Annotated in this window: 23 protein-coding genes; 12 read left to right on the top strand and 11 right to left on the bottom strand. The window is 75.7% G+C overall.

The genetic code is table 11. From position 1 onward, the window contains the following. Window positions 1-144 precede the first annotated feature (144 nt). The 6 genes from ACIF6L_RS11310 (at window position 145) to ACIF6L_RS11285 (ending at window position 8,890) form a co-directional block, all read left to right on the top strand. Window positions 145-1,392 carry an aminotransferase class I/II-fold pyridoxal phosphate-dependent enzyme gene (locus ACIF6L_RS11310; RefSeq protein WP_352287491.1) on the top strand — a complete coding sequence of 416 codons (1,248 nt, stop codon included), beginning with the start codon at window positions 145-147 and terminating at the stop codon, window positions 1,390-1,392. Continuing rightward, window positions 1,389-2,993 carry a carboxyl transferase domain-containing protein gene (locus tag ACIF6L_RS11305; RefSeq protein ID WP_329490381.1) on the top strand — a complete coding sequence of 535 codons (1,605 nt, stop codon included), beginning with the start codon at window positions 1,389-1,391 and terminating at the stop codon, window positions 2,991-2,993. Before ACIF6L_RS11310 ends, ACIF6L_RS11305 begins: the two co-directional genes overlap by 4 nt. 8 nt (window positions 2,994-3,001) lie before the next feature. Further along, complete coding sequence (locus tag ACIF6L_RS11300) at window positions 3,002-5,122, top strand: acetyl/propionyl/methylcrotonyl-CoA carboxylase subunit alpha (RefSeq protein WP_396488033.1); 2,121 nt, start codon at window positions 3,002-3,004, stop codon at window positions 5,120-5,122. 91 nt (window positions 5,123-5,213) lie between these two features. Beyond that, window positions 5,214-6,476, top strand: coding sequence for an ATP-grasp domain-containing protein (locus tag ACIF6L_RS11295; protein WP_396488032.1), 1,263 nt, complete (start codon window positions 5,214-5,216; stop codon window positions 6,474-6,476). Beyond that, a complete protein-coding gene (locus ACIF6L_RS11290; RefSeq protein ID WP_352287480.1) occupies window positions 6,473-7,774 on the top strand; it encodes an MFS transporter in 1,302 nt (433 codons plus the stop codon). Before ACIF6L_RS11295 ends, ACIF6L_RS11290 begins: the two co-directional genes overlap by 4 nt. 300 nt (window positions 7,775-8,074) lie before the next feature. Continuing rightward, window positions 8,075-8,890: a helix-turn-helix transcriptional regulator gene (locus tag ACIF6L_RS11285; RefSeq protein ID WP_352287477.1), complete on the top strand. Its 816-nt coding sequence runs from the start codon at window positions 8,075-8,077 to the stop codon at window positions 8,888-8,890. Window positions 8,891-8,955: 65 nt separating this feature from the next. On the opposite strand, the gene ACIF6L_RS11280 is transcribed toward ACIF6L_RS11285, so the two are convergent. Beyond that, window positions 8,956-9,390, bottom strand: a complete 435-nt coding sequence (locus ACIF6L_RS11280) for a protein-tyrosine phosphatase family protein (RefSeq protein ID WP_396488029.1) — start codon at window positions 9,388-9,390, stop codon at window positions 8,956-8,958. 100 nt (window positions 9,391-9,490) lie between these two features. Further along, a complete protein-coding gene (locus ACIF6L_RS11275) occupies window positions 9,491-10,900 on the bottom strand; it encodes a LuxR C-terminal-related transcriptional regulator (RefSeq protein ID WP_396488027.1) in 1,410 nt (469 codons plus the stop codon). A 155-nt stretch (window positions 10,901-11,055) separates the two neighbouring features. Between ACIF6L_RS11275 and ACIF6L_RS11270 the strand changes: the two genes are divergently transcribed. Further along, on the top strand, window positions 11,056-11,985 hold the full coding sequence (locus ACIF6L_RS11270; protein ID WP_359805409.1) for an NADP-dependent oxidoreductase: 930 nt from the start codon (window positions 11,056-11,058) through the stop codon (window positions 11,983-11,985). A 126-nt stretch (window positions 11,986-12,111) separates the two neighbouring features. Continuing rightward, window positions 12,112-12,897, top strand: a complete 786-nt coding sequence (locus ACIF6L_RS11265; protein WP_396488026.1) for an SDR family NAD(P)-dependent oxidoreductase — start codon at window positions 12,112-12,114, stop codon at window positions 12,895-12,897. 46 nt (window positions 12,898-12,943) lie between these two features. On the opposite strand, the gene ACIF6L_RS11260 is transcribed toward ACIF6L_RS11265, so the two are convergent. The 4 genes from ACIF6L_RS11260 to ACIF6L_RS11245 all read right to left on the bottom strand — a co-directional run bounded on the left by ACIF6L_RS11260 (window position 12,944) and on the right by ACIF6L_RS11245 (window position 17,108). Beyond that, entirely contained in the window at window positions 12,944-13,615 is a 672-nt protein-coding gene (locus ACIF6L_RS11260) for an ABC transporter ATP-binding protein (RefSeq protein WP_396488025.1), read from the bottom strand. 106 nt (window positions 13,616-13,721) lie between these two features. After that, window positions 13,722-14,489, bottom strand: coding sequence for an ABC transporter ATP-binding protein (locus ACIF6L_RS11255; protein ID WP_396488023.1), 768 nt, complete (start codon window positions 14,487-14,489; stop codon window positions 13,722-13,724). Further along, a complete protein-coding gene (locus tag ACIF6L_RS11250) occupies window positions 14,486-16,465 on the bottom strand; it encodes an ABC transporter permease (protein WP_396488021.1) in 1,980 nt (659 codons plus the stop codon). The genes ACIF6L_RS11255 and ACIF6L_RS11250 overlap by 4 nt, the downstream gene beginning before the upstream one ends. A 13-nt stretch (window positions 16,466-16,478) precedes the next feature. Beyond that, window positions 16,479-17,108, bottom strand: coding sequence for a hypothetical protein (locus ACIF6L_RS11245; RefSeq protein WP_396488020.1), 630 nt, complete (start codon window positions 17,106-17,108; stop codon window positions 16,479-16,481). Between the two features lie 144 nt (window positions 17,109-17,252). Between ACIF6L_RS11245 and ACIF6L_RS11240 the strand changes: the two genes are divergently transcribed. Together ACIF6L_RS11240 and ACIF6L_RS11235 are read left to right on the top strand one after the other, a co-directional pair. Continuing rightward, window positions 17,253-17,855: a hypothetical protein gene (locus tag ACIF6L_RS11240; RefSeq protein ID WP_359805420.1), complete on the top strand. Its 603-nt coding sequence runs from the start codon at window positions 17,253-17,255 to the stop codon at window positions 17,853-17,855. After that, complete coding sequence (locus ACIF6L_RS11235) at window positions 17,846-19,282, top strand: ABC transporter substrate-binding protein (protein WP_359805422.1); 1,437 nt, start codon at window positions 17,846-17,848, stop codon at window positions 19,280-19,282. Before ACIF6L_RS11240 ends, ACIF6L_RS11235 begins: the two co-directional genes overlap by 10 nt. Window positions 19,283-19,363: 81 nt before the next feature. On the opposite strand, the gene ACIF6L_RS11230 is transcribed toward ACIF6L_RS11235, so the two are convergent. From ACIF6L_RS11230 to ACIF6L_RS11215, 4 genes are all read right to left on the bottom strand, one after another. Continuing rightward, window positions 19,364-20,551: a PP2C family protein-serine/threonine phosphatase gene (locus ACIF6L_RS11230; RefSeq protein WP_396488017.1), complete on the bottom strand. Its 1,188-nt coding sequence runs from the start codon at window positions 20,549-20,551 to the stop codon at window positions 19,364-19,366. Window positions 20,552-20,681: 130 nt separating this feature from the next. After that, window positions 20,682-21,104 carry a MarR family transcriptional regulator gene (locus ACIF6L_RS11225; protein ID WP_329490397.1) on the bottom strand — a complete coding sequence of 141 codons (423 nt, stop codon included), beginning with the start codon at window positions 21,102-21,104 and terminating at the stop codon, window positions 20,682-20,684. A gap of 143 nt (window positions 21,105-21,247) precedes the next feature. Further along, window positions 21,248-22,474: a M48 family metalloprotease gene (locus ACIF6L_RS11220; protein WP_396488015.1), complete on the bottom strand. Its 1,227-nt coding sequence runs from the start codon at window positions 22,472-22,474 to the stop codon at window positions 21,248-21,250. Between the two features lie 137 nt (window positions 22,475-22,611). Next, window positions 22,612-23,379, bottom strand: a complete 768-nt coding sequence (locus ACIF6L_RS11215; protein ID WP_396488013.1) for a universal stress protein — start codon at window positions 23,377-23,379, stop codon at window positions 22,612-22,614. 394 nt (window positions 23,380-23,773) lie between these two features. Between ACIF6L_RS11215 and ACIF6L_RS11210 the strand changes: the two genes are divergently transcribed. Then, on the top strand, window positions 23,774-24,481 hold the full coding sequence (locus ACIF6L_RS11210; protein ID WP_352287446.1) for a M24 family metallopeptidase: 708 nt from the start codon (window positions 23,774-23,776) through the stop codon (window positions 24,479-24,481). 156 nt (window positions 24,482-24,637) lie between these two features. Further along, window positions 24,638-25,777, top strand: a complete 1,140-nt coding sequence (locus tag ACIF6L_RS11205; RefSeq protein WP_396488012.1) for a CapA family protein — start codon at window positions 24,638-24,640, stop codon at window positions 25,775-25,777. Window positions 25,778-25,797: 20 nt separating this feature from the next. Here the strand turns inward: ACIF6L_RS11205 and ACIF6L_RS11200 are convergent, their stop codons facing one another. Next, a complete protein-coding gene (locus tag ACIF6L_RS11200; protein WP_359805434.1) occupies window positions 25,798-26,166 on the bottom strand; it encodes a hypothetical protein in 369 nt (122 codons plus the stop codon). Window positions 26,167-26,248 lie beyond the last annotated feature (82 nt).

The raw sequence follows: 26,248 nt of genomic DNA, 5'->3' as shown, positions 1-26,248 counted from the left end.
GCCGGACGGTCGGCGCCGGCCAGTCCGGACGGATGTCCGGACGCGGTTTCCACGAGTACGCCTGATCACCCGGAATTTGTGATGCCGAAAAGGCCCCGGGGAGGGCCCGGCATTTCCGTACCGAAATTCAACAAGGAATCTGGCGTGCACTCATACATGAACATCAAGAAGTCCGCGCGAATCAGCCACGACTTCTGGGAGGTCACCGCCGCGGCCGGGATGTTCGACATCGTGGTGTCCGGCCTCGGCGACGGGCGGCACCGGACGCTGGCCGACGGCCACGAGTTCGTGAACATGTCGTCGTACTCCTACCTCGGCCTCGACACCCACCCGCGGATCGTGCGGGCGGCCGCCGACGCGGTGCTCGCCGAAGGGGCGCTCAACAGCTCGACCTCGCGGATGCGGATCCGGTTCGGATCGCTGCGGGACGCCGAGACGGCGCTCTCCGAGCTGTTCGACGTCGAGGCGCTGACCGTCGCCTCCTGCGCGGCCGCCGCCTGGGCGAGCCTGCCGCTGCTGGCCTCCGGGCTGCTGACGGACGGCGTCGCGCCGCTCATGGTCTTCGACAAGAACGCGCACTTCTGTCTCAACGCGATGAAGCCCGCGGTGGCCGACGAGGCGGAGATCGCCACCATCGCCCACAACGACGTGGACGCGCTGGAGGACCTCTGCCGCAAGCACCCGCAGGTCGCTTACGTCGCCGACGGGGTCTACAGCACCGGCGGCGCCGCGCCGATCCCCGAACTGCTGCGCCTGCAGGAGAAGTACGGGCTGTTCCTGTTCTTCGACGAGGCGCACGGCGTCTCCACCGTCGGCGAGCGCGGCCGGGGCGCCGTGCTGGAGGCGATGGCGGCGAACGGCGGGATGAACGACCGCACGCTGATCATCACCTCGCTCAACAAGGGCTTCGGCGCCTCCGGCGGCGCGATCTTCCTCGGCCCGGGCGGCTCGCAGCAGCGCCGCGACACCGCGCTGCGCAACGGCGGTCCGCTGATGTGGTCGCAGCGCATCAACACCGCCGGACTGGGCGCCATCATGGCCTCCGCGGAGCTGCACGGCTCCCCGGAGCTCAAGGAGCTCCAGCTCAGGCTCCAGGACAACATCGCGCTCTTCGACTCGCTGGTGGAGACCTCCTTCAACGGCGACGGCCTGCCGATCCGCTTCGTGGACATCGGCTCCGAGGACGCCACCATCCGCCTCGCCGGATCGCTGCTGGAGCGCGGCTACTACACCTCGCCGATCTTCTTCCCGGTGATCGGCCGGGGCAAGGCCGGGCTGCGGCTGATGCTGCGCGCCAACATGGCCGAGGCCGAGATCCGCGACTTCTGCGGCGCGCTGAACGACGGCCTGCGGGCCGAGGCGGCCCGCGAGCCGGGGCAGGACCAGCGATGACGGCCCTGCGCTCGCACATCGACTCCTCCGCCGAGGTCTTCCGCCGCAACACCGCGGCCTTCGACGAGAAGCGCCAGGTCATCGCCCGGGCCCGGGCCGCCGCGATCGCCGGCGGGGACGAGCGCTCGCGCCGGCGCCACACCGAGCGCGGCAAGCTGACGGCCCGCCAGCGGGTCTACCAACTGCTGGACCCGGGCACGCCGTTCATGGAGCTGGGCCAGCTGGCCGGGCACGAGGTGTACGACGAGCACGTGCCCTCGGCCGCGCTGGTCACCGGCATCGGCATGGTGAGCGGCCGCCCGGTGGTGGTCTTCGCCAACGACGCCACGGTCAAGGGCGGCAGCTACTTCCCGCTCACCGTGGAGAAGCAGCTCCGGGCCCAGCTGGTGGCCCGGGAGAACGGCCTGCCCTGCATCTACCTGGTGGACTCCGGCGGGGTCTACCTGCCGCTCCAGGAGCAGCTGTTCCCCGGCGAGTACCACCTGGGCCGGATGTTCCGGAACATCGCCGAGATGTCGGCGCTCGGCCTGCCGCAGATCGCCGCGGTGATGGGCAACTGCACCGCCGGCGGCGCGTACATCCCGTCGATGTGCGACGAGACGGTGATCGTCCGCGGCACCGGCACGGTCTTCCTGGGCGGCCCGCAGCTGGTGCGCGCGGCCACCGGCGAGGTGGTGGACGCCGAGACGCTGGGCGGCGCCGACCTGCACACCCGGGTCAGCGGGGTGGCCGACCACCTCGCCGAGAGCGACGAGCACGCCCTGTCGATCGTCCGGGAGATCATGGCCCGGGACGGCCGGCCGGCCCTCAGCCCGCCGCCGCAGCCCCCGCGCGCGCCGCTGTACGACCCGGCGGAGCTGCCCGGCATCGTCAGCGCCAGCCTGCGCGAGCACATCCCGGCCCGGGAGATCCTGGCCCGGCTGCTGGACGGCAGCGAACTCGCCGAGTACCGGGCCCGGTACGGGCCGACCATCGTGTGCGGCACCGGCCACATCGGCGGCTACCCGGTGGGCGTGGTGATCAACGACGGGGTGCTGTTCCCGGAGAGCGCCCAGAAGGCCGCGAACTTCATCGAGCTCTGCACCCAGCGGGACATCCCGCTGCTGTTCCTGCACAACATCAACGGCTTCATGGTCGGCGCCGAGTACGAGGCCGACGGCATCGCCAAGCACGGCGCCAAGCTGGTCAACGCGGTCTCCACGGCCAAGGTCCCCAAGTTCAGCCTGGTGATCGGCGGCAGCTACGGCGCCGGCAACCTGGCGATGTGCGGGCGCTCGATGGGCCCCCGGCTGATGGCCATGTGGCCGAGCGCCAAGTCCACCGTCGTCGGCGCCGAGCAGACCGCGACCGTGATGGCGCTGATCCGCAGCGACCAGCTCGCCAAGGAGGGCAAGGTCCTCTCCCCCGAGGAGGAGGAGTCGATCCGGCGCCCCATCATCGAGACGTACGAGCGCCAGTCCCACCCGCTCTACTACGCCGCCCGGATGTGGGTGGACGCCGTGGTGGACCCGACCGAGACCCGTGAGTGGCTGGCGCTCTGCCTCGCCATGTCCGCCGACGCCCCCAAGCAGGAAACGCGCTTCGGCGTGTTCAGGATGTGATGACGGAAATGATCAAGCGTCTCCTGATCGCCAACCGCGGCGAGATCGCCCGGCGGATCGCCCGCACCTGCCGCCGGCTCGGCATCGAGTACGTGGCGGTCCACTCCGACGCCGACCGCTCCTCGGCCCACCTGGCGGGCGCCGTCGAGCGGGTCCGGATCGGCCCCGCCGCGGCCGCCGAGAGCTACCTGGACGTCGACGCGCTGGTCGACGCCGCCGTCCGGACCGGCTGCGACGCCGTCCACCCCGGCTACGGCTTCCTCTCCGAGCACCCCGGCTTCGCGGCGGCGGTCGCCGGGGCCGGGCTGGTCTGGGTCGGCCCGGACGCCGCCACGATCACCGCGATGGGCGACAAGTCGACCGCCCGCGCGCTGATGGCCGCCGCCGGGGTCCCGGTGCTGCCCGGCTCCGGGACGGCCACCGAGTCGGCCGAGGAGATCCTGGCCGACGCCGAGCGGATCGGCTACCCGGTGATCCTGAAGCCCGTCGCGGGCGGCGGCGGCAAGGGCATGCAGGTGGTCCGCGCGGCCGCCGAGCTGCCCGAGGCGGTGGCCGAGGCCGTCCGGCTGGGCCGCAGCAACTTCGGCGACGGCCGGCTGCTGGTCGAGCGGTACGTGGAGCGGCCCCGCCACATCGAGGTCCAGGTCTTCGGCGACGACCACGGGAACGTGGTGCACCTCTTCGAGCGCGAGTGCTCGCTGCAGCGCCGCCACCAGAAGATCGTCGAGGAGGCCCCGGCCGCCAACCTGGCGCCCGCCGTCCGGGCGGAGCTGCTGGAGGCGGCCGTCCGCGGCGCCCGGTCGCTCGGCTACGTCAACGCCGGCACCTTCGAGTTCATCCTGGACGCCACCGACCGCTGCTACTTCCTGGAGGTCAACACCCGGCTCCAGGTGGAGCACCCGGTCACCGAGGAGATCACCGGCGTCGACCTGGTGGAATGGCAGCTGAGAGTCGCCGACGGGCAGCGGCTGCCGCTCGACCAGCACGAGATCACCGCGACCGGCCACGCCGTCGAGGTCCGCGTCTACGCCGAGGACCCGGCCGACGGCTTCCGGCCCGCGCCGGGCCGGGCGGCGGCGGTCCGCTGGCCGGCCGGCATCCGGGTGGAGGCGGCGTTCGACGACACCGGATCGGGCACCGACGGGGCCGCGTCCGGCTCCGCCGCGCCGGAACCGGCCTTCGCGGGCGGTCCGGGCGGTGACGCGGCCTTCGGCGGCGCCGTCTTCGGTGGCGGCGCCGAGGTCCCGGCCTTCTACGACCCGATGTTCGCCAAGCTGATCGCGCACGGCCCGGACCGCCCGAGCGCCCTGCGCCGGCTGCTCCCGGCCGTCCGCGACACCGCCCTGCCCGGGCTGACCACCAACCTCGGCTTCCTCGCCGAACTCCTCCAGGCCCCCGCCGTGGTCGCCGGGCGGATGGACACCCACCTGGTGGACGCCCTGGTCTCGACCGGGACCGGGCAGTCGGGGCAGGGCGAGCCGGCCGGCCCCGCCGGCCGCACCGACCGGGTCCTGGCCGCCGCGGCCTGCGCGGCCGCGATGCAGCTGCCGCCCGTCGACGACGCCCCCGCCTCGCCGTGGCACGGCGCGGTCGGCCCGTTCGACCGCCACCGGCTGGACCCGGTCGCGCCGTTCGGCCGGGTCGTGCTGCGGCACGGCCGGCGGACGCTGCAGGCCGGACTCACCGGACGGCGCGGCGCCGCCGTCGACGTCCAGGTCGAGTCCACCCCGTTCACCGTCACGGTCGCCGCCGTACCGGGCCACCCCGGCCTGTACCGGGGCACCGTCGGCGACCGGCGCTGGACCGGTCTGCGCAGCCCCGCCGGCTGGGAGCTCTCCGTCGACGGGCACCGGGTGGCGCTGGCCGCCCAGAGCTTCGCCGAGGGCGGCTCCGGGGCCGCCGACAACGCCGTGAAGTCGCTGATGCCGGGCACGGTGGTCGGACTGCTGTGCGAGGTCGGCGACCGGGTTGAGGAGGGGGACGCCCTCGTCATCGTCGAGGCGATGAAGATGGAGAACCGCATCCTCGCCCCGTTCTCGGGCGTCGTCACCGCGATCCGCTGCGCCGTGCGCGACCTGGTGGCGACCGAACAGGTCCTGGTCGAGCTCGACGCCGACGCCGAAGCCTGAGCGCCCGACCCGCCCGACCCGCCCGACCCGCCCGACCCCTCGGCCAGTTGAAGTAGCACCCCCCCGCACCACGCACGCAAGGAGCCCTCTCATGCCCGCTGAACCAACCCCCCGGAAGCTGCTGCTGGTCGGCGGGGTACGGGCGGTGCCGCTCGGCCTCGACATGGCGCGGCTCGCCCTGGACCAGGCCCACGCGCGCGGGCTGCGGACCCACCTGACGAACCAGGAGGCCGTCCTCGCCGCCACCCCCGGGGTGGCCGAACAGGCCGGCGCCGTCTCGGCGGTGGACTTCGCCAACCCCGGCGAGTCCGCCGCCTGGGCGCGCGACCGGGCCGCCGAGGGCGAGCGCTTCGACGCCGTCCTCGCCCTCCAGGAGATGGCGCAGGTGGCCGCGGCCGAGACCGCCGAGGCGCTGGGCCTGCCGGGCAACCCGGCCGAGGCCGTCCGACGGGTCCGCACCAAGGACGCCTGCCGGACCGCCCTGGCCGCCGCCGGCTTCCGGCAGCCCGCCGTCCGGCTCTGCGCGGACGAGGCGGAGGCGGCGGAGTTCCTGCGCGGCTCCACCGGGCCGTGGATCGTCAAGCCCCGTGACGCGATGGGCAGTACGGGCGTCAGCCGGATCACCGGACCGGACGGACTGCCCGCCGCGATCGCGCTGCTGCCCGGCCGCAGCCCCTTCCTGGTCGAGGAGTTCGTCCAGGGCGCCGAGTACAGCGTCGAGGGCCTCTTCCTCGGCGGCGAGCCGGTCGTCCTCGCGGTCACCGAGAAGGAGAAGGTGGAGCCGCCGTTCTTCGTCGAGGTCGGCCACATCCTCCCGGCCGAACTCCCGGACATGCAGCGTGAGGAGATGGAGCGTCAGGTCAAGGCGGCGCTCGCCGTGCTGGGCCTGCGCGTCGGCGGCTTCCACGTCGAACTCTGGCTGAGCCCGGACGGCATCGTGCTCGGCGAGGTGCACGGGCGGTTCGGCGGCGACTGGATCCACCGGATGCTCGCCCACGTCGTCCCCGGCCTGGAGCTGTTCGGCCTCCTCTACGACGACCTGCTGGGCCTGCCGCGCGACGAGGCCGCGCCGACGCCGGTCCGGGCCGCCGCCGCCCGCTACCTCACCCCGCCGCCCGGCCTGGTGACCGCGGTCGAGGGGTGGACGGAGGCGGCGAACCACCCGGACGTGCTCTACGCCGACCTCGCGGTCGGACCCGGCGGCACCGTCCGCCCGCTGCGCACCTCCGGGGACCGGGCGGGCGTGATCGTGGTCGGGGCCGACACCCCGGACCAGGCCCGCAAGCTCGCCCGCGAGCTGGCCGACTCGGTCCGCTTCACGGTGGAGCCGGCCCGGACGGTGGAGCCGGCATGACGCACACGGACGCCCCGCCCCGGGCGGCCGGCCTGCTGAGCCGGCTGACCGCGACGCTGCTGCCCGCCTCCCGGCAGGGCCGGATCATGGCCGCCGGGACCACCGTGGACGCGGTCGCCAACGGCCTCTACCTGGCCACCGCCACGCTCTACTTCGTCCGCTACCTCGACATCACGGCGGTCGCGGTCGGCACCGCGATCGCCGCAGCCAACATCGCCGGCCTGCTCAGTCCGCTGGTCTTCGGCCCGCTCGCGGACCGGCTCGGCGCCCGGCCGGTCTACGTGGCGCTGACGCTGGTCCGGGCGCTCGGCTTCATCGGGTACGCCCTGGTCGGCAGTTACGCCGGCTACCTGGTCGTCACCTGTCTGACCATCGCCGCCGCGCGGGCCTGCTCACCGCTGCTCCAGGTGATCGTCGGCGAGTTCGAGGGGGCCGCCGAGCGGACCAAGACGATGGCCTCGCTGCGCGCCATCACCAACATCGGCCTCACCGCCGGCTTCCTGCTGGCCGCCCTGGTGCAGGCCGCGCACTCCCGGGCCGCCTTCGTGGCGCTCTTCCTGTTCAACGCGGCCGCCTTCGCCGCCGTCGCGCTCGCCGTGGTGCGGGCCGGCCGGGTGGCGGGATCGTCGGCCGCGCCGGCCGCCGCGCCCGCCGAGGCCGGGGCGGAGGGCGGCTCCGGCTCGCCGTACCGGGACCGGCGGTTCCTGCTGGTCACGGCCGCCAACGCGGTCCTGATGCTGCACGACTGCGTGCTGTTCATCCTGCTGCCGCTCTGGGTGGTGGACCGGGCCGGGCTGCCGGCCAGTGCCAGCTCGGCCCTGCTGGCGATCAACACCGTGCTGACCGTGGTGCTCCAGCTCTCGGTGGCCCGGTTCGCCCAGGGGCTGGCCAAGGCGCTGCGGATGCTCCGGGTCGCCTGCCTCTTCCTGGTGCTGGCCTGCGCGTTCTTCGCCTTCGCCGACGGCCGGGGCAAGTACCTGGCGCTGGCCGCCGCGGTGGTCGCCGTCGCGCTGCTGACCGTGGGGGAGAACCTGCACGCCGTCTCGCGCTGGGAGATCTCCTACGAGCTGTCGCCGCCGGTGGGCCGCTCCCGCTACCTGTCGCTGTTCAGCACGGGCATGAGCGCGCAGCTGATCGTCGGCCCGTTCCTGGCCACCGGTCTGCTGCTGCCGGCCGGCGCGATCGGCTGGGTGCTGCTCGCCGCGCTGTTCGCGGGCGCGACCACCGTGACGGTGCTCGCCGGCCGCACCGGCATCCAGAAGTCACCGGCCGTTTCCCAGGAGGCGCTGACCGGCTGATGTCACTCTGCGTTGCTTGAACGATCACAACCGAGCAAGTACAGTCCCCCTAGAGCGTGTCAAGGGCCACGCGGGCACACCGGGGGGTGGACTTCATGCTGCGACGCTCGGTCGCGACGTTCCCCGGTCTGCCTTTCCGATGTCGGTCCAGCCACTGAACCAGCCGTTCAGCAAGGGGACTTGTCATCACCGACCGGGCTGACGAACCATCGGCCGCGCCGGTACTTCGGGCTGTCCGAATTCGACACGTCCCCCCTCGGGGCCGTCATCGTCGAATGCAGGAACAGACCGGAGTGAGCCATGGTGCTGCGCGAGGCACTGAGCATCCCCATCCCCCTCGACCACGAAGCGTCGACCACCGCCGAACTCCCCGGCCTCGCCAGTCTGCTACGCGACTGGCGAGGCCGGGCCGGCCTGCGAATGGGGCTGGCCAAGCCGCTGCCCCAGATGGTCGTCGCCACCAGACTCGGCATGAGCGAGCGCTGGTACCGCGACCTGGAGCGAGGCGGCACCGCCCGCTTCGACCCCAGACTGCTGGCGCTGCTCGCCGACGTGCTGCTGCTCGACGCCGACGAGCGCGCCACCCTCTACCTCTACGCGATGGGCGGCACCCCGGCCGCCGGCCCGGCCCGGCCGGAGGACCTCACAGCCCTCCAGGAGCTGGTCGACCGGCAGATGCCGAGACCGGCCTTCATCGCCGACCGCGCCTGGACCGTCGTCGGCCACAACCGGGCCGCCGCCGAGTGGTTCCCCTGGATGAGCAGGCCCGGGGCCAACTTCGCCCGCTGGGTGCTGACCGCCCCGGAGGCCCGCGAACAGGTCGCCGACTGGACGTGGCAGGCCCGGATGACCCTCGCCATGATCCGCTTCGCGCTGGCCCGCTACCCCGGGGACGAGTCGGTGGTCGCCCTGCTCACCGACGTGCTGCGCGACCCGCTCTGCCGCCGGCTCTGGGCCGGCCGGGCCTGCGTGGTCGCCAACCGGGACGGCGACCGCTTCGGCCTGCGGCTGCCGCACCTCTCGCCCGAACCGATCGAGACGGTCGCCCAGGTCCTCACCCCCGGTGGCCGACCGGACCTCAGCTTCGTCGTCCTGGGGCCGCCGCCCGGGGTCTGACCGCGGGGTGCCCCGGGGCCGCCGGCCCCGGGGTCCGAGCGGGGGCGGGGCGGCCGGGCGCGGCGTCAGTGGAACCGCGTCACGAACCGGCGCTGCCAGGGGGTCTCGACGGCGCGCCGGTCGTAGTGCTCCCGCACGAAGGCGACCGCCTCGCCGGCCGGGACGCCGTCCAGCACGGCCAGGCAGGCCAGCGCGGTCCCGGTCCGGCCGAGCCCGCCGGCGCAGGCCAGCTCGACCCGCTCGGACGCCGCCCGCTCCCAGGCCTCCCGGAGGGCGGCCGCCGCCTCGGCCCGGTCGGCGGGCAGCCGGAAGTCCGGCCAGCGGAGCCAGCGGCTCACCCAGCGGACGGCCGGCGGCCGGTGCCCCAGCAGGTAGAGCCCGAAGGCGGGTTGCGGCCCGGGCGGCAGCGGCCGCCGCAGACCGCGCCCCCGGACGAGTCGGCCGGACGGCAGGCGCAGCACCCCGGCGGCGGAGGGGTCCCAGGTGGCGGAGACGGTCATCCGGCGAGCCTACGGCGCGTCCGGCCGGTTGCGGGCGGTCGCGGGCGGGGCCGGGCCGGGTGGGAGCACCCGGCCGTTCCGTGCCGCGGGTCCGCGCGGCTCAGGAGGCCGCGTACAGGCCGGTCGGGGCGGGCAGACCGGCGCGGTGCGCCAGAGCGGCGGCCTCCCCGCGCGAGGTCACGCCCAGCTTGCCCAGGATGTTGGCGACGTGGAACTTCACCGTGGACTCGCTGATCAGCAGGGCGCCGGCGATCTCCCGGTTGCGCCGGCCCCGGGCGAGCTGGTCGAGCACCTCCAGCTCCCGGGGCTGCAAGCCCTCCAGGGGGTCCGGCCCGCCGGTCGCCGCCGGGGCGCTCAGCGGCAGGTCGACGGTGACGGTGGTGCCCCAACCGGGAACGGCGTCCACCGCGAGCCGGCCGCCCACGGCGGTGATCCGGTCCGCCGTCCGGTGCACGGCCAGGGTGTCGGCGCCGAGCAGGCCCGGGCCGTCGTCGCGCACCACGACCCGCAGGACGTCCGCGACGAACTGCCAACTCACGTGCAGGCGCGTCAGACCGTCCTGTTCCATCATGGTGAGCACGGCCGCCCGGACGGCCGCCCGGGCGGTGTGCGCGATCTCGGCGGGGAGGGAGCGCCCGCCCGCCGCCGGGGCCGGCAGGTCGAGCCGGACGGGGCTGTGCCGCAGCAGCGGGCGGATCTCGTCCGCGAGCCGGGCGAAGGCGGTGGCGGCGGGCTCCTCGCTCAGCTCCCGGTCGAGGTCGGCGCCCGCGCGCAGGTCCAGCAGCGCGCCGACGGCCAGCTCGGTGGCGCTGCGGCGGGCGGTGGCGTCGTCCAGGGCGGCGGAGCGCAGCGGCGCGAGGATCGCGGAGAGCGCCGAGGCGTGCGCGCCGCTCAGCTCGGCGATGGCCCGGGCCCGGGCACCGGCGGAGGCCCGTGACGTGGCGGCGTACGCGGGGGCGGCGTCGACGGCCCGGTGGTGGGAGTGGGTGACCAGCAGCTCCCAGAGCTGCTGCAGGACGGCGAGCGGCTGGTCGGGCAGCCGCTCGCCGCCCGTCCGGACCAGCACCAGCAGCGCGCCGTTGCTGCCGGGCGGGGCGGCGGAGACCGCGACGGCCGCCCGCGGCCGGCCTGCCAGGACCGCCTCGCCCTGCCAGGGCAGACCGGGTGCCACCGCCTCGGCCAGCCGGGCCAGTTCCCGGGTGGTGATCCGCCCGGTGAGCTCGGTCGGACCGTGGGCGAGGGCGGGGGAGTAGGTGCAGACGCCGCTCAGCTGGGCGAGGGCGGTGTGCGGGACGAGATCGGCGAGGACGCCGGAGAGGCGCGGGAGGAGCTGTGGCCTCGGCGCCCCCAGCACCGCCACCACCTGGGCGAGCACGTCCTCGGGGCGCTCCCAGCCGCGCTGCCGGTGCCCGGGGTGCCCGGCTCCGTCCGGGGCCTGCGCCGCGTTCCCGGCCCTCGCGTGCCCGGTCGCCGCGCTTCCCGCCCCGTCGCCTGCCCCGTGGTTCGCCATGGGTTCCAGCCTAGTCACCCGGTCCGCGCGGGTGCCTGGCCGTTCGGCCAGGCGGAACCGGCCGAACGGCGGGCCGGAGACCGCCCCTCCCGCGACCAGGCTGGAGACCGTCAGACCGACGAACTCTCCGACCAGTGAAGGACAGTGGGACTCCCATGACCAAGGCCATCGCCTTCTCCGCATTCGGCGGCGCGGACGTGCTGCACCCGATCGAGATCGACCTGCCCGCTCCCGGCCCCGGCCGGATCCGGATCGCCGTCCGGGCGGCGGGCGTGAACCCGGTGGACCACAAGCTGCGCAGCGGCGCGATGGAGGGCCTGTTCCCGGTGACCTTCCCGCACGTCGCCGGTTTCGAGGTGGCGGGCGTGGTGGAGGCCGTCGGCGAGGGGGTGGACGAGTGGGCGCCCGGGGACGAGGTGTTCGGCTCGGTCCGCGGTGGCGGCTACGCCGAACACGCCGTGGTGGGCGCCGGCGACGTGGCCCGCAAGCCGGCCGGGCTGAGCTGGGAGCAGGCCGCGGGGCTCCCGGTCGCGGCCGAGACGTCCTGGCGGGCGCTCCACCTGCTGGGCGTGGAGCGCGGCCAGACGCTGCTGGTGCACGGCGCGGCGGGCGGGGTGGGCACGATCCTGCTGCAGTTCGCCCGCTCGCGCGGGATCCGGGTGATCGGCACCGCGAGCGAGGCCAACCACCCGTACCTGCGCGAGCTGGGCGCGATCCCCGTGACGTACGGCGACGGTCTGGCCGAGCGGGTCCGGGCGGTGGCGCCGGAGGGGGTGGACCGGGTGCTGGACGCGGCCGGCCAGGGTGACGTCCTGCCGCTCTCGATCGAGCTGGCCGGCGGACCGGAGCAGGTGCTGACCATCGCCGACCACGAGGGCTCGGCCAAGTACGGCGTGCGGTTCAGCGCCGGCTCGGACACCGTTCACCACCACGGTCCCGCGCTGGCCGCCGTGCTCGCGCTGCACGAGGAGGGCACGCTGCACCTCCCGCTGCACCAGGTGTTCCCGCTGGCGGAGGTGGACCGGGCGCACCGGGTGAGCGAGCAGGGGCACGTCCGGGGCAAGCTCGTCCTCACCGTCGGCTGACGCCGGCGCCGGGGCGGTCCGCCGAGTGCCGCGGTCTGCGGCGGGGTGGAGCCGCCCCGATCGCGGCCTGACCCAACTGCGAGATGTGCCCGTTCATCTGACGGTCGGTCGGTAGAGTCCGGTGCCATGGCTGATGCGATCGAATCCCCGGGTGCGGGGCGGCTGGCGGGCAAGTCGTGCGTGGTGACGGGTGCGGCGAGCGGGATCGGCCGTGCGGTGGCCGAACGCTTCGCCCGGGAGGGCGCGCGGGTGGTCGCGACGGACCTCGACGCCGAGGGGCTGCGGCGGCTGGCGGACGAGCTGCCGCGGGCGGTCAGTACGGTGGTCGGCGACGTCTCCCGCGAGGACGACGCCCACCGGATGATCACCGCCGCCGTCGAGCGGCACGGCCGGATCGACGTCCTGGTCGCCAACGCGGGGGTGCTCCCGCTGTCGGAGATCACCGAGGCCGACGCCGAGGAGTGGGACCGGGTGATGGCTGTCGACGGCCGGGGGATGTTCCTCACCTGCAAGTACGCGATCGAGGCGATGGCCGGGCCCGGCGGCGCCGGCGGTGCGATCGTCTGCCTCTCCTCGATCTCCGGCGAGGCCGGCCAGCGCGGCCAGGCCGTCTACGGGCCCGCCAAGTTCGTGGCGTCCGGCCTGACCAAGCACCTGGCCGTCGAGTGGGCCGACCGCGGCATCCGGGTCAACGCCGTCGCTCCCGGCACCATCACCACCGAGCGCGTCCGCCGCCTCCAGGACGAGCCGGGCGGCTCCGACTACCTGACGGCGATCGAGAAGCTGCACCCGATGGGCCGGCTCGGCACCCCCGCCGAGGTGGCGGCGGCGGTCCTCTTCCTGGCCTCCGACGACGCCTCCTTCATCACCGGCGCGGTCCTCCCGGTGGACGGCGGGTACCTGGCGCAGTAGGGCTCGCCGGCCCTGGGGCGTGTGTGCGGGTGGTTCCCCGGACCGGTCACCGTGCCCCGGCCGGTCGGCCGACGAGCTCGGCGGGCTCCCCGGAGAAGCCGACCTCGCCCCGGTGCAGCACGTGGACGACGGCCGCGCCGGTGAGGCTGCGCGGGAGCGACCGCGCGGTCAGTACGACCGCCCGGCCCTCGGCGGCGGCCGTGTCGAGCAGGTGCGCGTGCAGGCGTGCGGCCACGGCCGGGGCCAGCCCCCGGTCCGGCTCGTCCAGCAGGAGCAGGCGCGGCCGGCCGGCCAACGCACTTGCCAGGGCGACCAGTTGCTGCTGCCCGCCGGAGAGCGTCCCGGCCGGCCGGGGCAGCAGGGCGGTCAGCTCGGGGAGGAGCGCGAGCACGGCCTCGGCGGGGGCGCCGGCGAGGCCGAGGTGCTCGGCCACCGTGAGCGAGGCGAACACCGCCCGCTCCGCCGGTACCAGCGTCAGCCCCAGCCGGACCCGCTGGTGGACACCGAGCGCCGTGACGTCCCGCCCCCGCCAGACCACCCGGCCGGCGGCGGGCCGGACCAGCCCGGCCAGGGCGTGCAGCACGCTGGTCCGCCCGGACCCGTTGCGGCCGAGCAGGACGGTGACCGCACCGGCGGGGAAGGCGAGGTCCACCCCGTGCAGGGCCTCCAGCGGTCCGTAGCGGACGCGGGCGCCGTGGAGTGCGGCTTCGACGGTCATCGGGAGCTCGCCCGGGTCGCTCGGGCGGTGCGGGCGGTGGGGGAGGCGGGGGCCGGCTCGCGGAGGGCTTCCGGTGGCCCCCGGCGGACACGGGCGGCTTCGACGGTCACGGCGCGCCCACCCCGGCCCCCGGCGCGGCCCCGCCCCAGGCCCGGGCCACCCGGGCGTCGGCGAGCACGGCGGCCGCCGGTCCGCAGGCCACCACCCGGCCGCCGGCCATCGCGTACACGGTGTCGGCCAACTCGCCGACCAGGTCGGGGTCGTGCTCGACCAGCAGCAGCGCCATGCCCCGGTCGGCCAGGCCACGCAGGACGGCGGCCAGCCGGGCGGTCTGGGTGGTGTCCAGGCCGGCCGCCGGCTCGTCCAGCAGCAGCACCTGCGGGTCGCCCGCCAGCGCGCGGGCCAGCTCCACCAGGCGCAGCACCCCGGTCGGCTGCGCACCGGCCGGCTCCGCCGCGAGGTCCTGGAGGCCGAACAGGGCGAGTGCGCGGGCCGTCGCCGTGTCGACGGCACGCGCGTCCGGACGGCGGCGGTGCCGCTGCTCGGGGCCGATCCGGACGTTGTCGGCCACCGAGAGGGTCGGGAAGACGGCGATCTGCTGGAAGGTCCGGGCCAGGCCGAGCCGCACCCGGGCGTACGCGGGCAGCCGGGTGACGTCCCGGCCGCCGAGCAGCACCCGGCCGGCGTCCGGGCGGACCGTCCCGGCCAGGCAGTCGAACAGGGTGCTCTTGCCGGCGCCGTTCGGCCCGATCAGTGCGGTGATCCGCCCCGGTGGCGCGGTGAGGTCGACCCCGGCGACGGCCTCGATGCCGCCGTACCGGCGGGTCACACCCCGCGCCGTCAGCCGGGCCCGGCCACTGCCCGGCGGGCTCACGGTCGCGCCTCCTCGCCCCGGGCGGCGGCCTGCCGGGCCGCGATCAGGGTGCGGATCCGACGGCCGGTCGCGCTCAGGCGGCCCGGCGGCAGCGTGGCGGGCGGGTGCGCCGGGTGGCGGGGGGAGAGGCGGGCGGCGGCGCCGGCGAGACCGCCCGGCAGGCGGCCGATCGCCGCCGCCAGCAGACCCACCGCGACGGCCGACACCCCGGCCACCGTGCCCGCGTCCAGGCCGATCAGCAGCGCGGCGGCCAGCACCGCGCCGAGCGCGCTGTCCGCACCGGCCACCACCACCGCGGCGAACCAGAGCAGCCCGCGCACCGGATCGAACGAGGCCGGGTCGAAGGCGCGCCCGGCCAGGCCCATCAGCCCGCCGCCGAGCGCGGCCAGCGCCGCCCCGGCCACGAAGGCGAACAGCTTCAGCCCGGGCACGTTGACGCCTGCCGCGACCGCGCCCGGTTCGTGGTCGCGCATCGCGGTCAGGGCCCGGCCCGGCCGGCCCCGGTGCAGACCCCGCACCACCAGCAGGCCCAGCCCGAGCAGCACCAGCTCGGCCAGGTAGAAGGCGCGGTCGCCGGCCAGGAAGGCGGGCCGGTCCAGGGTGAGCCCGGTGGTCGCGTACGGCTGCTGGAAGACGAAGCGGCTCATCGCCGTCCCGACCGCGAAGGTGACCAGGGCCAGCGCCGGACCGCGCCGCCGGATCGCCGGCCAGCCGGTGAGCAGTCCGAGCGGGGCGGTGGCCAGCACCGCGAACAGCAGCGCGGGGACGGCGGGCAGCGGCGGGACGGCCGGGATCCGCCCGGACATCAGCAGCGCGGTGCCCAGCGCGCCGAGCCCGGCGTACCCGGCCTGGCCGAGCGAGATCTGCCCGCCGTACCCGGTCACCACCACGATCGAGAGCAGGACCAGGGCGAGCGCGGGCACCAGCAGCGCGCTGCGCAGGTCATTGTCACGGAAGCCCAGCGGCAGCAGGAGCAGCACCAGGCAGACCGCCCGGGCCGCCCGGCCCCCGCCGGCCGGTTCCGGCACCGCGAGCGGGGCACGGTCGCCCGCGCCGCCGGTGATCCGCGGGCCGGCCAGCAGTGCGGCGGCCAGTAGCGCCACCACGAACAGGTTGGCCTGCACCGCCTGCACCAGCGGCAGCAGTTGGCCGGACGGCCGCAGCCTGGTCAGCTCGGCCTGCGCGATCCCGAGGCCGAGGCCGGTCACCACCGCCACCGGGATGCTGCGCAGCCGCGCCGCCACCGCGACCGCCATCGTCTCCATCACCAGCAGCGGCAGCCCGTACGGGTCGAGCAGCAGGTACGGCGCGAGGGCGACGCCGACCAGCCCGGCGGTGAAGGAGCCGAACGCCCAGCCCGCCGCCGAGACCCGGTCCGCGTCCACTCCGGCCAGCCGGGCCAGCCGGCGGTCGTCGACGACGGCCCGCACCTGGAGGCCGAACCGGGTGAAACGGGTGGTGGCGGCCACCGTCAGGGCGAGCACCAGGACGGCGGCGAGCTGCGCCACGGTGTCGGGGCGCAGGGTGTGCCCGCCGGGGAGGGCGATCGGCTCGGCGCCGAACGGGGACGGCGCGCCGCTCAGCGGGGCGGTGCCCCAGACCAGCACCGCCACCCCGATGAGCAGCACGAACACGCCGAGACCGGCCACCATCGTCTCGGCCGTCCCGGCGCCGCGCCGTTGCAGGGGCCGGTAGACCAGGACGTCCAGCAGGACGCCGAGCGCGGGGGCGACGAGCAGCAGGCAGAAGGCGAGGGCGGCCGGCCAGACCGGCCAGTGCCGGACGACCACCAGGTCGCGCAGCAGATAGGCGATGAGCATCGCCTGGGCACCCTGGGCGAGGTTGAGCACCCCGGTCGCGCGGTGGCAGACGACCAGGCCGATGCCGCTGAGGGCGGCCGCGCTGCCGACGGTGAGACCGGCCAGGGCGAGGTCGACGGTCAGGCCGAGGGAGTCGAGGGGAGGGGTGTCGGGCACGGGTGGCACCCCCTCAGCCGGCCGGGTGGGCCGGGTCGGCGGGGTCGGCGGGCGCGTCCGGGGCGGCCGGTGCGCAGATCCGGCAGGGATGGAGCCCGCGTGCCCGTACGGCGGCGGCGTCGACCGGCCGCGCGTCGTGCTTGCCGGTCACCAGTGGACAGTCGGGCCGGTGGTAGAGCGTGCCCTCGGCGACGGCGAGCAGACCGGTACCGGGGGCGGCGGGCTCCTCCGGCGCCGTGGCCTCCTCCGGCTGCTCCGGTTCGACCAGGAGGGTGTAGAGCCGTTCGACCCGTCGGTCGGTCAGGTCGTCCGCGGTGGGCGGGGTCGGCGGGGCCGGCGGCCGACCGGGTGAACGCAGGGCGACCACGATGATGCCCGCCACGATCAGCGCCGCACCCGGGACGGTGGAGGAGGCCAGATAGGGGATCTGCTGTTCGACGAAGGCCTCGCCGGAGACGCCGTACCAGCCCAGGACGCACAGGGCCGCCCCGGCGGCCGCGAGGATCCAGCCCGGCCACTCGCGGGCGCCCGGCGCCGTGCGGACCGCGCGGGCGGCCGAGCGCAGCAGCCCCCGGCCGGGCCGCCCGGCCGCCCCGTTCGGAGTGGTATGCGGCTTCTCGCGCTCGGATTGCGATTCGTCCATGGATCCGCCTTCATGGTGTCACGTGCGACATTTCCAGGATCGGCCTGGGACAGCATCCGGAGAGCGGCGGACCGGACCGCGCGGCGCCCCCGAACGGTCGGCGCCGACCCGGGCGGCGCAGCCGAGTTCGTCGAGAGGAACACCATGCGAGTAAGGCAGAGCGGCACCCGTCGGGGCGGCGGCCCGGTCCCGCGACCGGCGGTGGCGCTGTGCGCACTGCTGCTGGTGGGCGCGGTGGCCGGGTGCAGCAGCAGCTCGTCCGGCTCCTCGCCCTCGGCCTCGGTGTCGATCTCCGCCCCGGCGTCGGGGTCCGTCACGGTGACCGCGACCACCAGCGCCAGTGCCAGTGCCACCGTGAGTGCGGGTGCCACCGCCCCCGCTGATCCGGCGACCGCGACGAACCAGGTCACCGCCAACTGGGAGAAGTTCTTCGACCCCACCACCCCCATCCCCGAAAAGGCGACGCTGCTCCAGAACGGTGACGCGCTGCTCCCGGCGCTCCAGGGCTTCTCGCAGGATCCGCGGGTCGGTCAGGTCAAGGCCAAGGTCACGAACGTGACGTTCACTTCGCCGACCGAGGCCACCGTCACCTACGAACTCTCGCTCCAGGGCACGGTGGTCGCGCCGGACGCCACCGGCCAGGCCGTCCTCGACAACGGCACCTGGAAGGTCTCCCGCTCGTCGCTCTGCGGCCTGCTCGCCCAGGCCGGCGGTGGGAGCGGCGCCGCCGTCCCCGGATGCGGCTGACGGCCCCGCCGTCCCGCCGGGCCGCCGACGCGCACTGCCGTCGGCGGCCCGGCCCTCGCGTCCCCCGGCGCCGCGTCCGCCGCCGCTGCGGGGGCGCCGCCCTCCTCGCGCTGCTGCTCACCGCCGTCACCGCCTGCGGCACCCGGCTGCCGGGGAGCGCCTTCACCCACCGCCCCACCCCGGCCGGCGCGAGCACCGCCGCCGGGGCCAACCCCGCCTCCGACACCGGCGTCACGGCGACCGAGATCCGGATCGGTGTGGTCACCTCGCTCACCAGTCCGGTCGGCAGTGAGGTGTTCAGCGGCCCGCGCTACGGCGCGCAGGCCTTCGTCCAGGCCCTCAACGACCGGGGCGGCCTGCACGGGCGCACCGTCAAGCTGGTGACCTGCGACGACGGCGGCAGCGGCATCGGCAACCAGGACTGCGTGCACCGCCTGATCGATCAGCAGCACGTCTTCGCCTTCGTCTCCGGCAGCGTGCTCGACTACGCGGGCGCGCCGTACGTGAGCGGGAAGGGCGTGCCGGACGTCGGCGGCCAGCCGATCGGCACGGCCTACGACCGCTGGCCGCACCTCTACGGCATCTACGGCAGCGGCGCGCCGCGCGACGGGCAGGCCGTCGGCTGGAACGGGACGCTCTACCAGACCCCCGAGGTGTTCCGTTTCTTCACCGAACGGCTGGGCACCACCAGCGCCGCCGTGGTCGCCTACAACCAGGCCGACTCAGCCCGCTACGCCGCCCAGCTGAAGGCCGGACTGGAGGCGGAGGGCTACCGCGTCCTGATGCAGACGGTCGACTTCGCGCTGCCGAACTTCCAGGCGGTGGCCGCCGCCGTGCGCGCCGACGGCTCGCAGCTGCTCCTCGACGCCATGGACACCCGGGGCAACGCGGCGCTCTGCCGGGCGCTGGACGAGGCCGGGGTGCGGGTCGCGGCGAAGGCGACCAACGTGCAGAACTGGTCGCAGACCGTCGGCACCGACTACGGCGCCTCACCCGGCTGCCGCAACGCGCTCTGGGCGACCTCGGCCAGCCTCAACTACGAGGACGTGCAGGACCAGGCGGTGCGGGACTTCCGCGCCGCGATGTCCCGCTACTACCCCGACCGCGAACCGCTGCTCTCCGCCTGGGAGCTGGAGGGCTGGGCGGGCGCCCAGTGGCTCACCGACGCGATGGACTCCTGCGGCGCCGACCTCACCCGGGCCTGCGTCGAGCGGTTCATGAACCGTGCCGAGCCGTACGACGCGCACGGACTGATCCTGCCCGCCTCGTTCGTCCCGCAGCCCCCGCCGACCGGGCCGACCCGGGCCTGTCTGAACGCCGCCCGCTGGCAGGACACCGCCTACGGGGGCCGGGGCGGCTGGGTCACCCAGGTGGCCTCGATGACCACCACCTGCTTCGAGGTGCCGCAGCTGCCCTACCGGCCGTGACGGGAGCCGACGGCTCCGGGGCGGTACGGCGGGACCACCGCCGCCGGTGGCCCGCGCGCCGCTGCGCCCCCCGGAGCGCCCTCAGCCGAGGCGCTCCACCGCGACGATCGCCGCGTCGTCGTCCAGCCGTCCGCCCGCGTGGGCCAGCAGGTCGTGGCGCACCTGCTGCACCAGGGCCTGCGGGGGGTCGGCGGACCAGGCCCTGACGCGCTCGGTGAGCGGGTAGAACCGCCGCCGGGCGTCGCGGGCCTCGATCACGCCGTCGGTGTAGATCAGCAGGCGGTCGCCGGGAAGGAAGGCGAACTCGTCCACCTCGTAGCCGCCCGGGGCCAGTTCGCCCAGCCCGAGCGGCGGCGCCGGCCGGCGGGCGTCCAGCGCGGTGACGCCGTCGGCCCGCAGCCGCAGCGGCGGCGGGTGGCCGCAGTCGATCAGCCGGACCACCGAGCCGTCGTCCGGGATGTCCAGGATGACGGCGGTGATGAACGACTCCTCGCAGTCGTCCGCCGCCGCCCCGGCGGAGGCACTGTCCGGGCCCGACCGGTGGCCGCGACCGGTCCCGTCACCCGGCCGCTCCTCGCAGGGCTGCTCGCCGAGCCGGGCCAGGCCCCAGCGGACGCTGCCGTCCAGATAGCCGGCGAGGTCGGTGAGGTCGGCGTGCAGGTGGGCGGCCGCCCGGAAGGCGCCCAGCAGGAGGGCGGCGTCGCCGAGCGAGGAGAGGCCCTTGCCGCGGACGTCGCCGACCAACAGCCGGGTGCCGCCGGGGGTGCGGGCCGCCGCGTAGAGGTCGCCGCCGACCTGCGCCTCGGCCTCGGCGGCGAGGTAGACGGAGGCGAGGCGCAGGTGCCCGATCCGGTCCGGCAGCGGACGCAGCAGGACGCGCTGGGCGGCCTCGGAGACGGAGCGGACCTGGGCCAGCTCCCGTTCGTGCCGGTCGCGCAGCACCCGCAGCGCGACGATCAGCACCGAGACGGCGATCTGCGCGCCGAGCTGGGTCTCGTGGTTGGGGGTGGTGAGCCCGTCGCGCGTGATGCCGATGACGGTGAGGCCGGCGAGCGCGAGCAGGGCGACGGCCGCGGTGGTCCGCGCCCCCGCGAAGGACGCGGTGATCGCGGGGGCCACGATCAGCAGCGGTCCGAGGTGGATCGTCGGCGGTGACAGGACGTCGACCACGGTGATCACGACGATCAGCGCGAGCGGGAGCGCCGTCAGCGCGTGGCGGCCGAGCCGCCACGACCGGCGGCGGTCGCGAGGACCCTGCCGAAGGGGCACCTCTCCTCTGTACACCGTCGGAGCGGTACCCCGCACCCCGGCGTCGGCCCGTTGCCGCCAGCCCGTTGTCGGCGGGCCGTTGCCGGCGGGACGGGACCGGCGCCCCTCGGTCCTCGGCCCGGTCCTCGGCTCAGTCCTCGGCGCCGTAGCGGGCCAGGTAGCCGGCGAAGCGGGCGACGTCCTCGTCGGACCACTCGGTGAATCGGGCGGTGAAGGCGACCCGGCGCTGCTCGCTGGCCTCGCGCAGCAGGGTCAGGCCGGCCTCGGTGGCGCGCAGGATCTGGCCGCGCTGGTCGTCCGGATCGGTCTCGCGGCGCAGCAGGTCGAGCTTCTCCAGCGCGGTGACCTGGCGGCTCACGGTGGACTTGTCGAGCATGAAGTACGAGGCGACGTCGGCGGCCCGGCAGCCGCCGCGCTCGTTGATCAGGTCGAGGATGCTGTAGGTGACCAGGGAGAGGTCCGGGTGCAGCTGGGAGGCCTTGTGCCGGGCACGCCGGGCGAAGGCGGTCAGCTCGCGCTGGATGGTGTCGATCGATGTCTCGCGGCCGGGCACGGCGGTCCTACCTCCTCGGTAATTTGTTGCACTGTACAACTTTTTGGGCTCCGCTGTGCCCGCCGTGTGCTGTCGGGCCACGCCGTCCTCCGCCGTCCTCCGCCCCGTTCCGCGGCCGGCGGCACCCGGCCCGGGGCGCGGGCTCAGCCGGTCGTGGCGCCGTCCGGGGTGCCGGTGGCTCCCGCGGCCTGCCAGGCGCGGGCGGCCGCGATCCGGCGGGTGGCACTCGGATGAGTGGCGAACAGTAGCTCAAGCACCCGGGGCGGGTCGACATCGGACACGTTGGCCACTGCCAGTCTGCGCTGCATGGCGATGAACTGCTCGGCGTCCGAGGTCAGTTCCAGGGCGTGCCGGTCCGCCCGGGCCTCGACCCGGCGGCTCACCGCGCACTGCACCGGCCCCGACAGGGCGCCCAGCAGGGCCGCGCAGGCCGCCATCAGCGGCAGGACGCGCGGATCCGCCGCGTCCGTCGCCCCCGCCGCCGACAGCAGCGGGCCCCAGCCGGTCAGCAGGCCGATCAGGCAGACCACCACGGCCGCCCCCACCGCGCCCAGTACCGTGCCGGTCAGCACGTCCCGGTGCTTCACGTGTCCGAGTTCGTGCGCCACCACCAGCTCCACCTCGCGCGGCTCGGCGGTGGACAGCAGCGTGTCGTAGGCGACGATCCGTCGGGTCGCGCCCAGGCCGGACACGTACGCGTTGAGGGCCGTGGTCCGCCGGGAGGCGTCCGCCACCAGGACGTCCCGCACCCGGACGTCGTCCTGGTCGGCGAGCGCGAGCAGGGCGGTCCGCAGCGGGCCGGGCGCCATCGGGGTGAAGCGGTTGAAGACCGGCTCCACCAGCAGCGGGTAGAGGAAGGAGAGCGCCGCCGTGAGCAGCGCCGCCGCGCCGGCGGCCGGGAGCCACCAGCGGTCCGGCCAGCGGTCGGTGAGCGCGAACAGTCCGAACGCCAGGGGCAGCACCAGGGCCAGGCCCAGCGCCAGTCCGCGCACGGCGTCCACCGCCCAGCCGCCCCAGCCCTGGGTGACCAGGCCGAACCGGGCCCGCACCGTCCGGGCGCCGGCGGCGAACGGCAGCTGGGCCGCCCGGCCGAGGAGGACCAGGGCGGCCGCCCCCGCCAGCACCTCGGCCGTCCGCGAGCCGCCGAACAGGTCGCCGGCGGCCGTCACCAGAGCGGCTCCGGCCGGGGTCAGCCCGAGCAGCAGCGTCAGGAGAAGGCCGGCCAGCCGCCCGCCCAGTGCCCACGGCAACAGGGCACGCCGCAGCGCGCGGCCCCGGGCGCGCTGGGCGGGGGTGAAGTCGGGCGCGCCGGTACCGGCGCCGGGGGCGGGGGTCGCTGAGCCCGGAGGCGGGCTGACCGGATCTGTCATCTGTCGGCTGTCATCCGTAGTCCGTGAGCTGTCGGCCACCCGCTGCCGGGCGCCGTCCGTCGGGCGCTGTCCGTCCGGCCGTGCCCACCGGTTGCCCGTCGGGCGCGGGCCGGCCGGCGGCCGCCGGGATCAGCATGTCACTCCCGCGCCGGCCCGGTGGCGGACTCGGTGCCGCTGCGGAGCAGCCGGTGCCCCAGCTCGACCAGGGCCCTCCCAACGGCGAACGCGTCGCCGACCGCCTCGGCGGGCTCGTCCTGCGGGCTGCGCCGGGCGCGGGTGTCGGCGTGCAGCACGCTGCCGTCGGCGTCGAGCACGGCGTGCACCCGGGTGGTGTCCCGGCCCTCGACGAGGTGCAGGCTCACCTGCCACTCCTTGGTGCGGACGGCCGATCCCGCGTCCTCGGTGAGGGGAGCCGCGGTCGCTGCAGGGGCGGCGTGCACCGGTGCGGCGGCGCCGTCCGGTCGGACGATCACCACCGGGCAGCTGCCGTGCACCGCGCAGTGGGAGCTCACCGAACCCAGCAGCGTGCGGGCGAAGGTGCCGCGCCCCCGGCTGCCGAGCACCAGGAAGTCGGCGTCCGCGGACAGTTCCAGCAGCACCTCGGCCGCGTGGCCGAGGACGAGGCTCTCCTCGATCTCCACCGGCCGGTCCCGGCCGACCACCTCGTCCACCTCGGCGGTCAGTGTGCGCCGGGCCGCCCGCTCGAAGCCGTCGTCCAGCAGCGGCGTGAGCCACCCGTAGAGCGACGGGTACTCCCAGGCCGCCACCGCGTGGACCGCGGCCCCGGTCAGGCCCGCCTGACCGACCGCCCAGCGCAGCGCCGCCTTCGAGGGCGCGGAGCCGTCGATCCCGACCACGATCCGCCGCCGGCCGCCGTTCGCCGCGCCGATTCCCACACCGTCCATGCGCCGTCCACCTCGCCACCTCGGCCCGGGAGCGTGCAGCCCCGGGAGCGTGCACCCCCTCCACGCTGCGCGTCCGGACGGCCGGTGCGCCAGGGACACGACGGCCCGGTGCGGCGGTCGTGGGGGCCGGGGTGTCCTGGTGGGGGTGGTGCCGGCGGTGGCGGGTCGTGGTGGTGGAGCCGGGTGCGGGGGTGCTGTGGGGGCCGGGGCGTCCCGGTGCGGCGGTTGACCAGGCCGGTCCGTCCCCTGCGGTGGAGCCGGGGGGGACATCGAGGCGGGCCCGCAGGGCCCGCCGATACGATCGGTCGGGGCTGTCCGGCCCGGTGGGCGCGGGCAGTGGCCGTGAGCTGTGGCGCCGGTCCCGCCGGCGCCACCTGGGGAGAGGGGATCCGGTATGGCAGTCGAACCGTCCGGCGCGCAGGAGGTCCGTCGCGTCGAGGGCCTGGTGTCGGCGCAGGAGAAGGCGATCGCCCTGTTCGCCGAGGCCGAGGCGCGCGAACTGGTGGCGCCCGGGGTGGGCGAGCGCGAGGCGAGCGACCGGATCCGGGATCTCGCCAACGAGATGTTCGGCGCCACCCGGCACTGGCACAAGCGGATCATCCGCTCCGGCCCGAACACCCTGGCCCCGTACCGGGACAACCCGCCGGACCGGGTCATCGGGGCCGACGACGTGGCCTTCGCCGACTTCGGCCCCGTCTTCGAGGAGTACGAGGCGGACTTCGGCCGCACCTACGTCTTCGGCGGCGATCCGCACAAGCGGCGGCTGCTCGCCGACCTGCCGCGGATCTTCGACGCCGGCCGCGCGTTCTTCGCGGCCGACCCGGAGATCACCGGGCGGCAGCTGCACGCCGAGGTCGAGCGGCTGGCCGCCGAGGCGGGCTGGGAGGTCGGCATCTGGCACGCCGGCCACCTCGTGGGCGAGTTCCCGCACGAGGTGAACGACGGGGCCAAGGCCGACTCCTACATCACCCCCGAGAACGAGACCCCGCTGCGCCGCACCGACCGGTCGGGGCGGGTCTGCCACTGGATCCTGGAGCTGCACCTCGTCGACCGGGAGCGCGGCTTCGGCGGCTTCTACGAGCAGTTGCTCGACCTGGCCTGACCGCGGGTCCCGGCCCGCGCTCCGGCCGCCGGGCCCGTCCTGCGCCCCGGGCGCGGGGCGGGCGCGGGGCGGGCGGGCCGTGGAGGCAGGCCGAAGGCGATGTGGGGGAATGGCGTAGTCTGACCGCTCTCGAATCGACCCCCGGGGGGACTTCACATGCGCCGAGTCGCGGCCGCCGTCGCACTGCTGCTCGGGCTGATACCCGTGGCCGCCTGCGGGCCGGACGACCCGGCGCCGGCCAAGGCCGCGCCGGCGGGCGACGCGGCGAAGCCCTCGGCGGCCGGGACGGCGGGCGCCGCGGCGTCCGCCTCGCCGTCCGCGAGCGCCTCGGCGCCCCGCCCGGACGGTTCGATCACGGTGGCGTTCGCCGGGGACGTCCACTTCGAGGGCCGCACCGAGGCCCGGCTCGCGGTGAAGGCGCCCGAGCAGGCGCTCGGCCCGATCGCCACGACCCTCTCCGACGCGGACCTCGCCGTCCTCAACCTGGAGACCGCGATCACCGACCGGGGTGCCCCCGAGCCGAAGACGTACACCTTCCGCACCTCGCCCAAGGCGCTCACCGCCCTCAAGGACTCCGGCGTCGACGTCGTCTCGATGGCCAACAACCACGCCGTGGACTTCGGCGCGGACGGGCTCACCGACACGCTCGCCGCCAAGGACTCCGCGCCGATCCCGGTCGTCGGCGTCGGCCGCAACGCCAAGGAGGCGTACGCCCCGTACGTCACCACCGTGCGCGGGGTGAAGGTCGCGGTGCTCGCGGCCAGCCAGGTCGAGGACCTGACGAACCAGAAGTGGCGGGCCGGCGCCACCAAGCCGGGCATCGCCTCGGCGCTGGACGCCGCCGCGCTGGTCAAGGCGGTGGAGGAGGCGAAGAAGCAGGCGCCCGTCGTGCTCGTGTACCTGCACTGGGGCGACGAGGGCAAGGCCTGTCCGACCGGCGCCCAGAGCGCCATCGCCAAGAAGCTCGCCACCGCCGGGGCCACCGCTGTGGTCGGCACCCACGCCCACACCATGCTGGGCTCGGGCATGCTCGGCTCCACCTACATCGGGTACGGCTTCGGCAACTTCCTCTGGTACGGCACCTCCGACTACGCCAACTCCAACGAGACCGGCGTGACGACGCTGACCCTGACCGCGGCCGGCAAGGTCGCCGGCGAGGAGTTCACGCCCGCCACCGTCGACGGCCAGGGCGTGCCCGTCCCGCAGACCGGCGCCGCCGCGACGGCCGCGCTCAAGCGCCGCGACGGCCTGCGGGGCTGCACCGGGCTGGCCCCGGTGGCGGGCGCGACGCGCTGAGGCCGTGGACGTGGCCGCGCTCAGACGCGGCGACGGTCCGCCGGGCCGAGGTCGTGCGGGTCGCGGGTGGTGAGCGCCTCGGCCACCGGCCGCCCACCGCCCGCCGACCGGGCGAGCCGCTCGCGGACCTCCCCCGGGGTGCGCGGCCGCCATCCCGGGCCGTAGCAGCAGCGCGAGTGGAAGGTCACCCCCGCGGCGAGCAGGGCCGTCAGGGCCCGCCACCCCGCGGTGTCCCGGCGTCGCGGGACCGCCAGGTCCTGGCCCGCGTCGACCAGTTCGCCGCCGCAGCGCGCGCAGACGTCCCGCCCCGGGGCGCCGTGCCGCTTCACGGACAGCCGGCACGGCGGGCAGACGAAGTGTCGTCGCGAGGTCCGGCTCCGGGTGCACATGCCGCTCACGGTAGGCGCGCGCCATGCCGTCGGCACCCGGATTTCCGGGCGGGCGGCCGCCGGGGGCGGCCCGGGGGCCCGG

Source organism: Kitasatospora sp. NPDC086009 (assembly GCF_044540385.1).
GTDB lineage: Bacteria > Actinomycetota > Actinomycetes > Streptomycetales > Streptomycetaceae > Kitasatospora.
The sequence above is the reverse complement of the archived record's forward strand: the minus strand, read 5'-3'. Positions and strand labels throughout refer to the sequence as shown.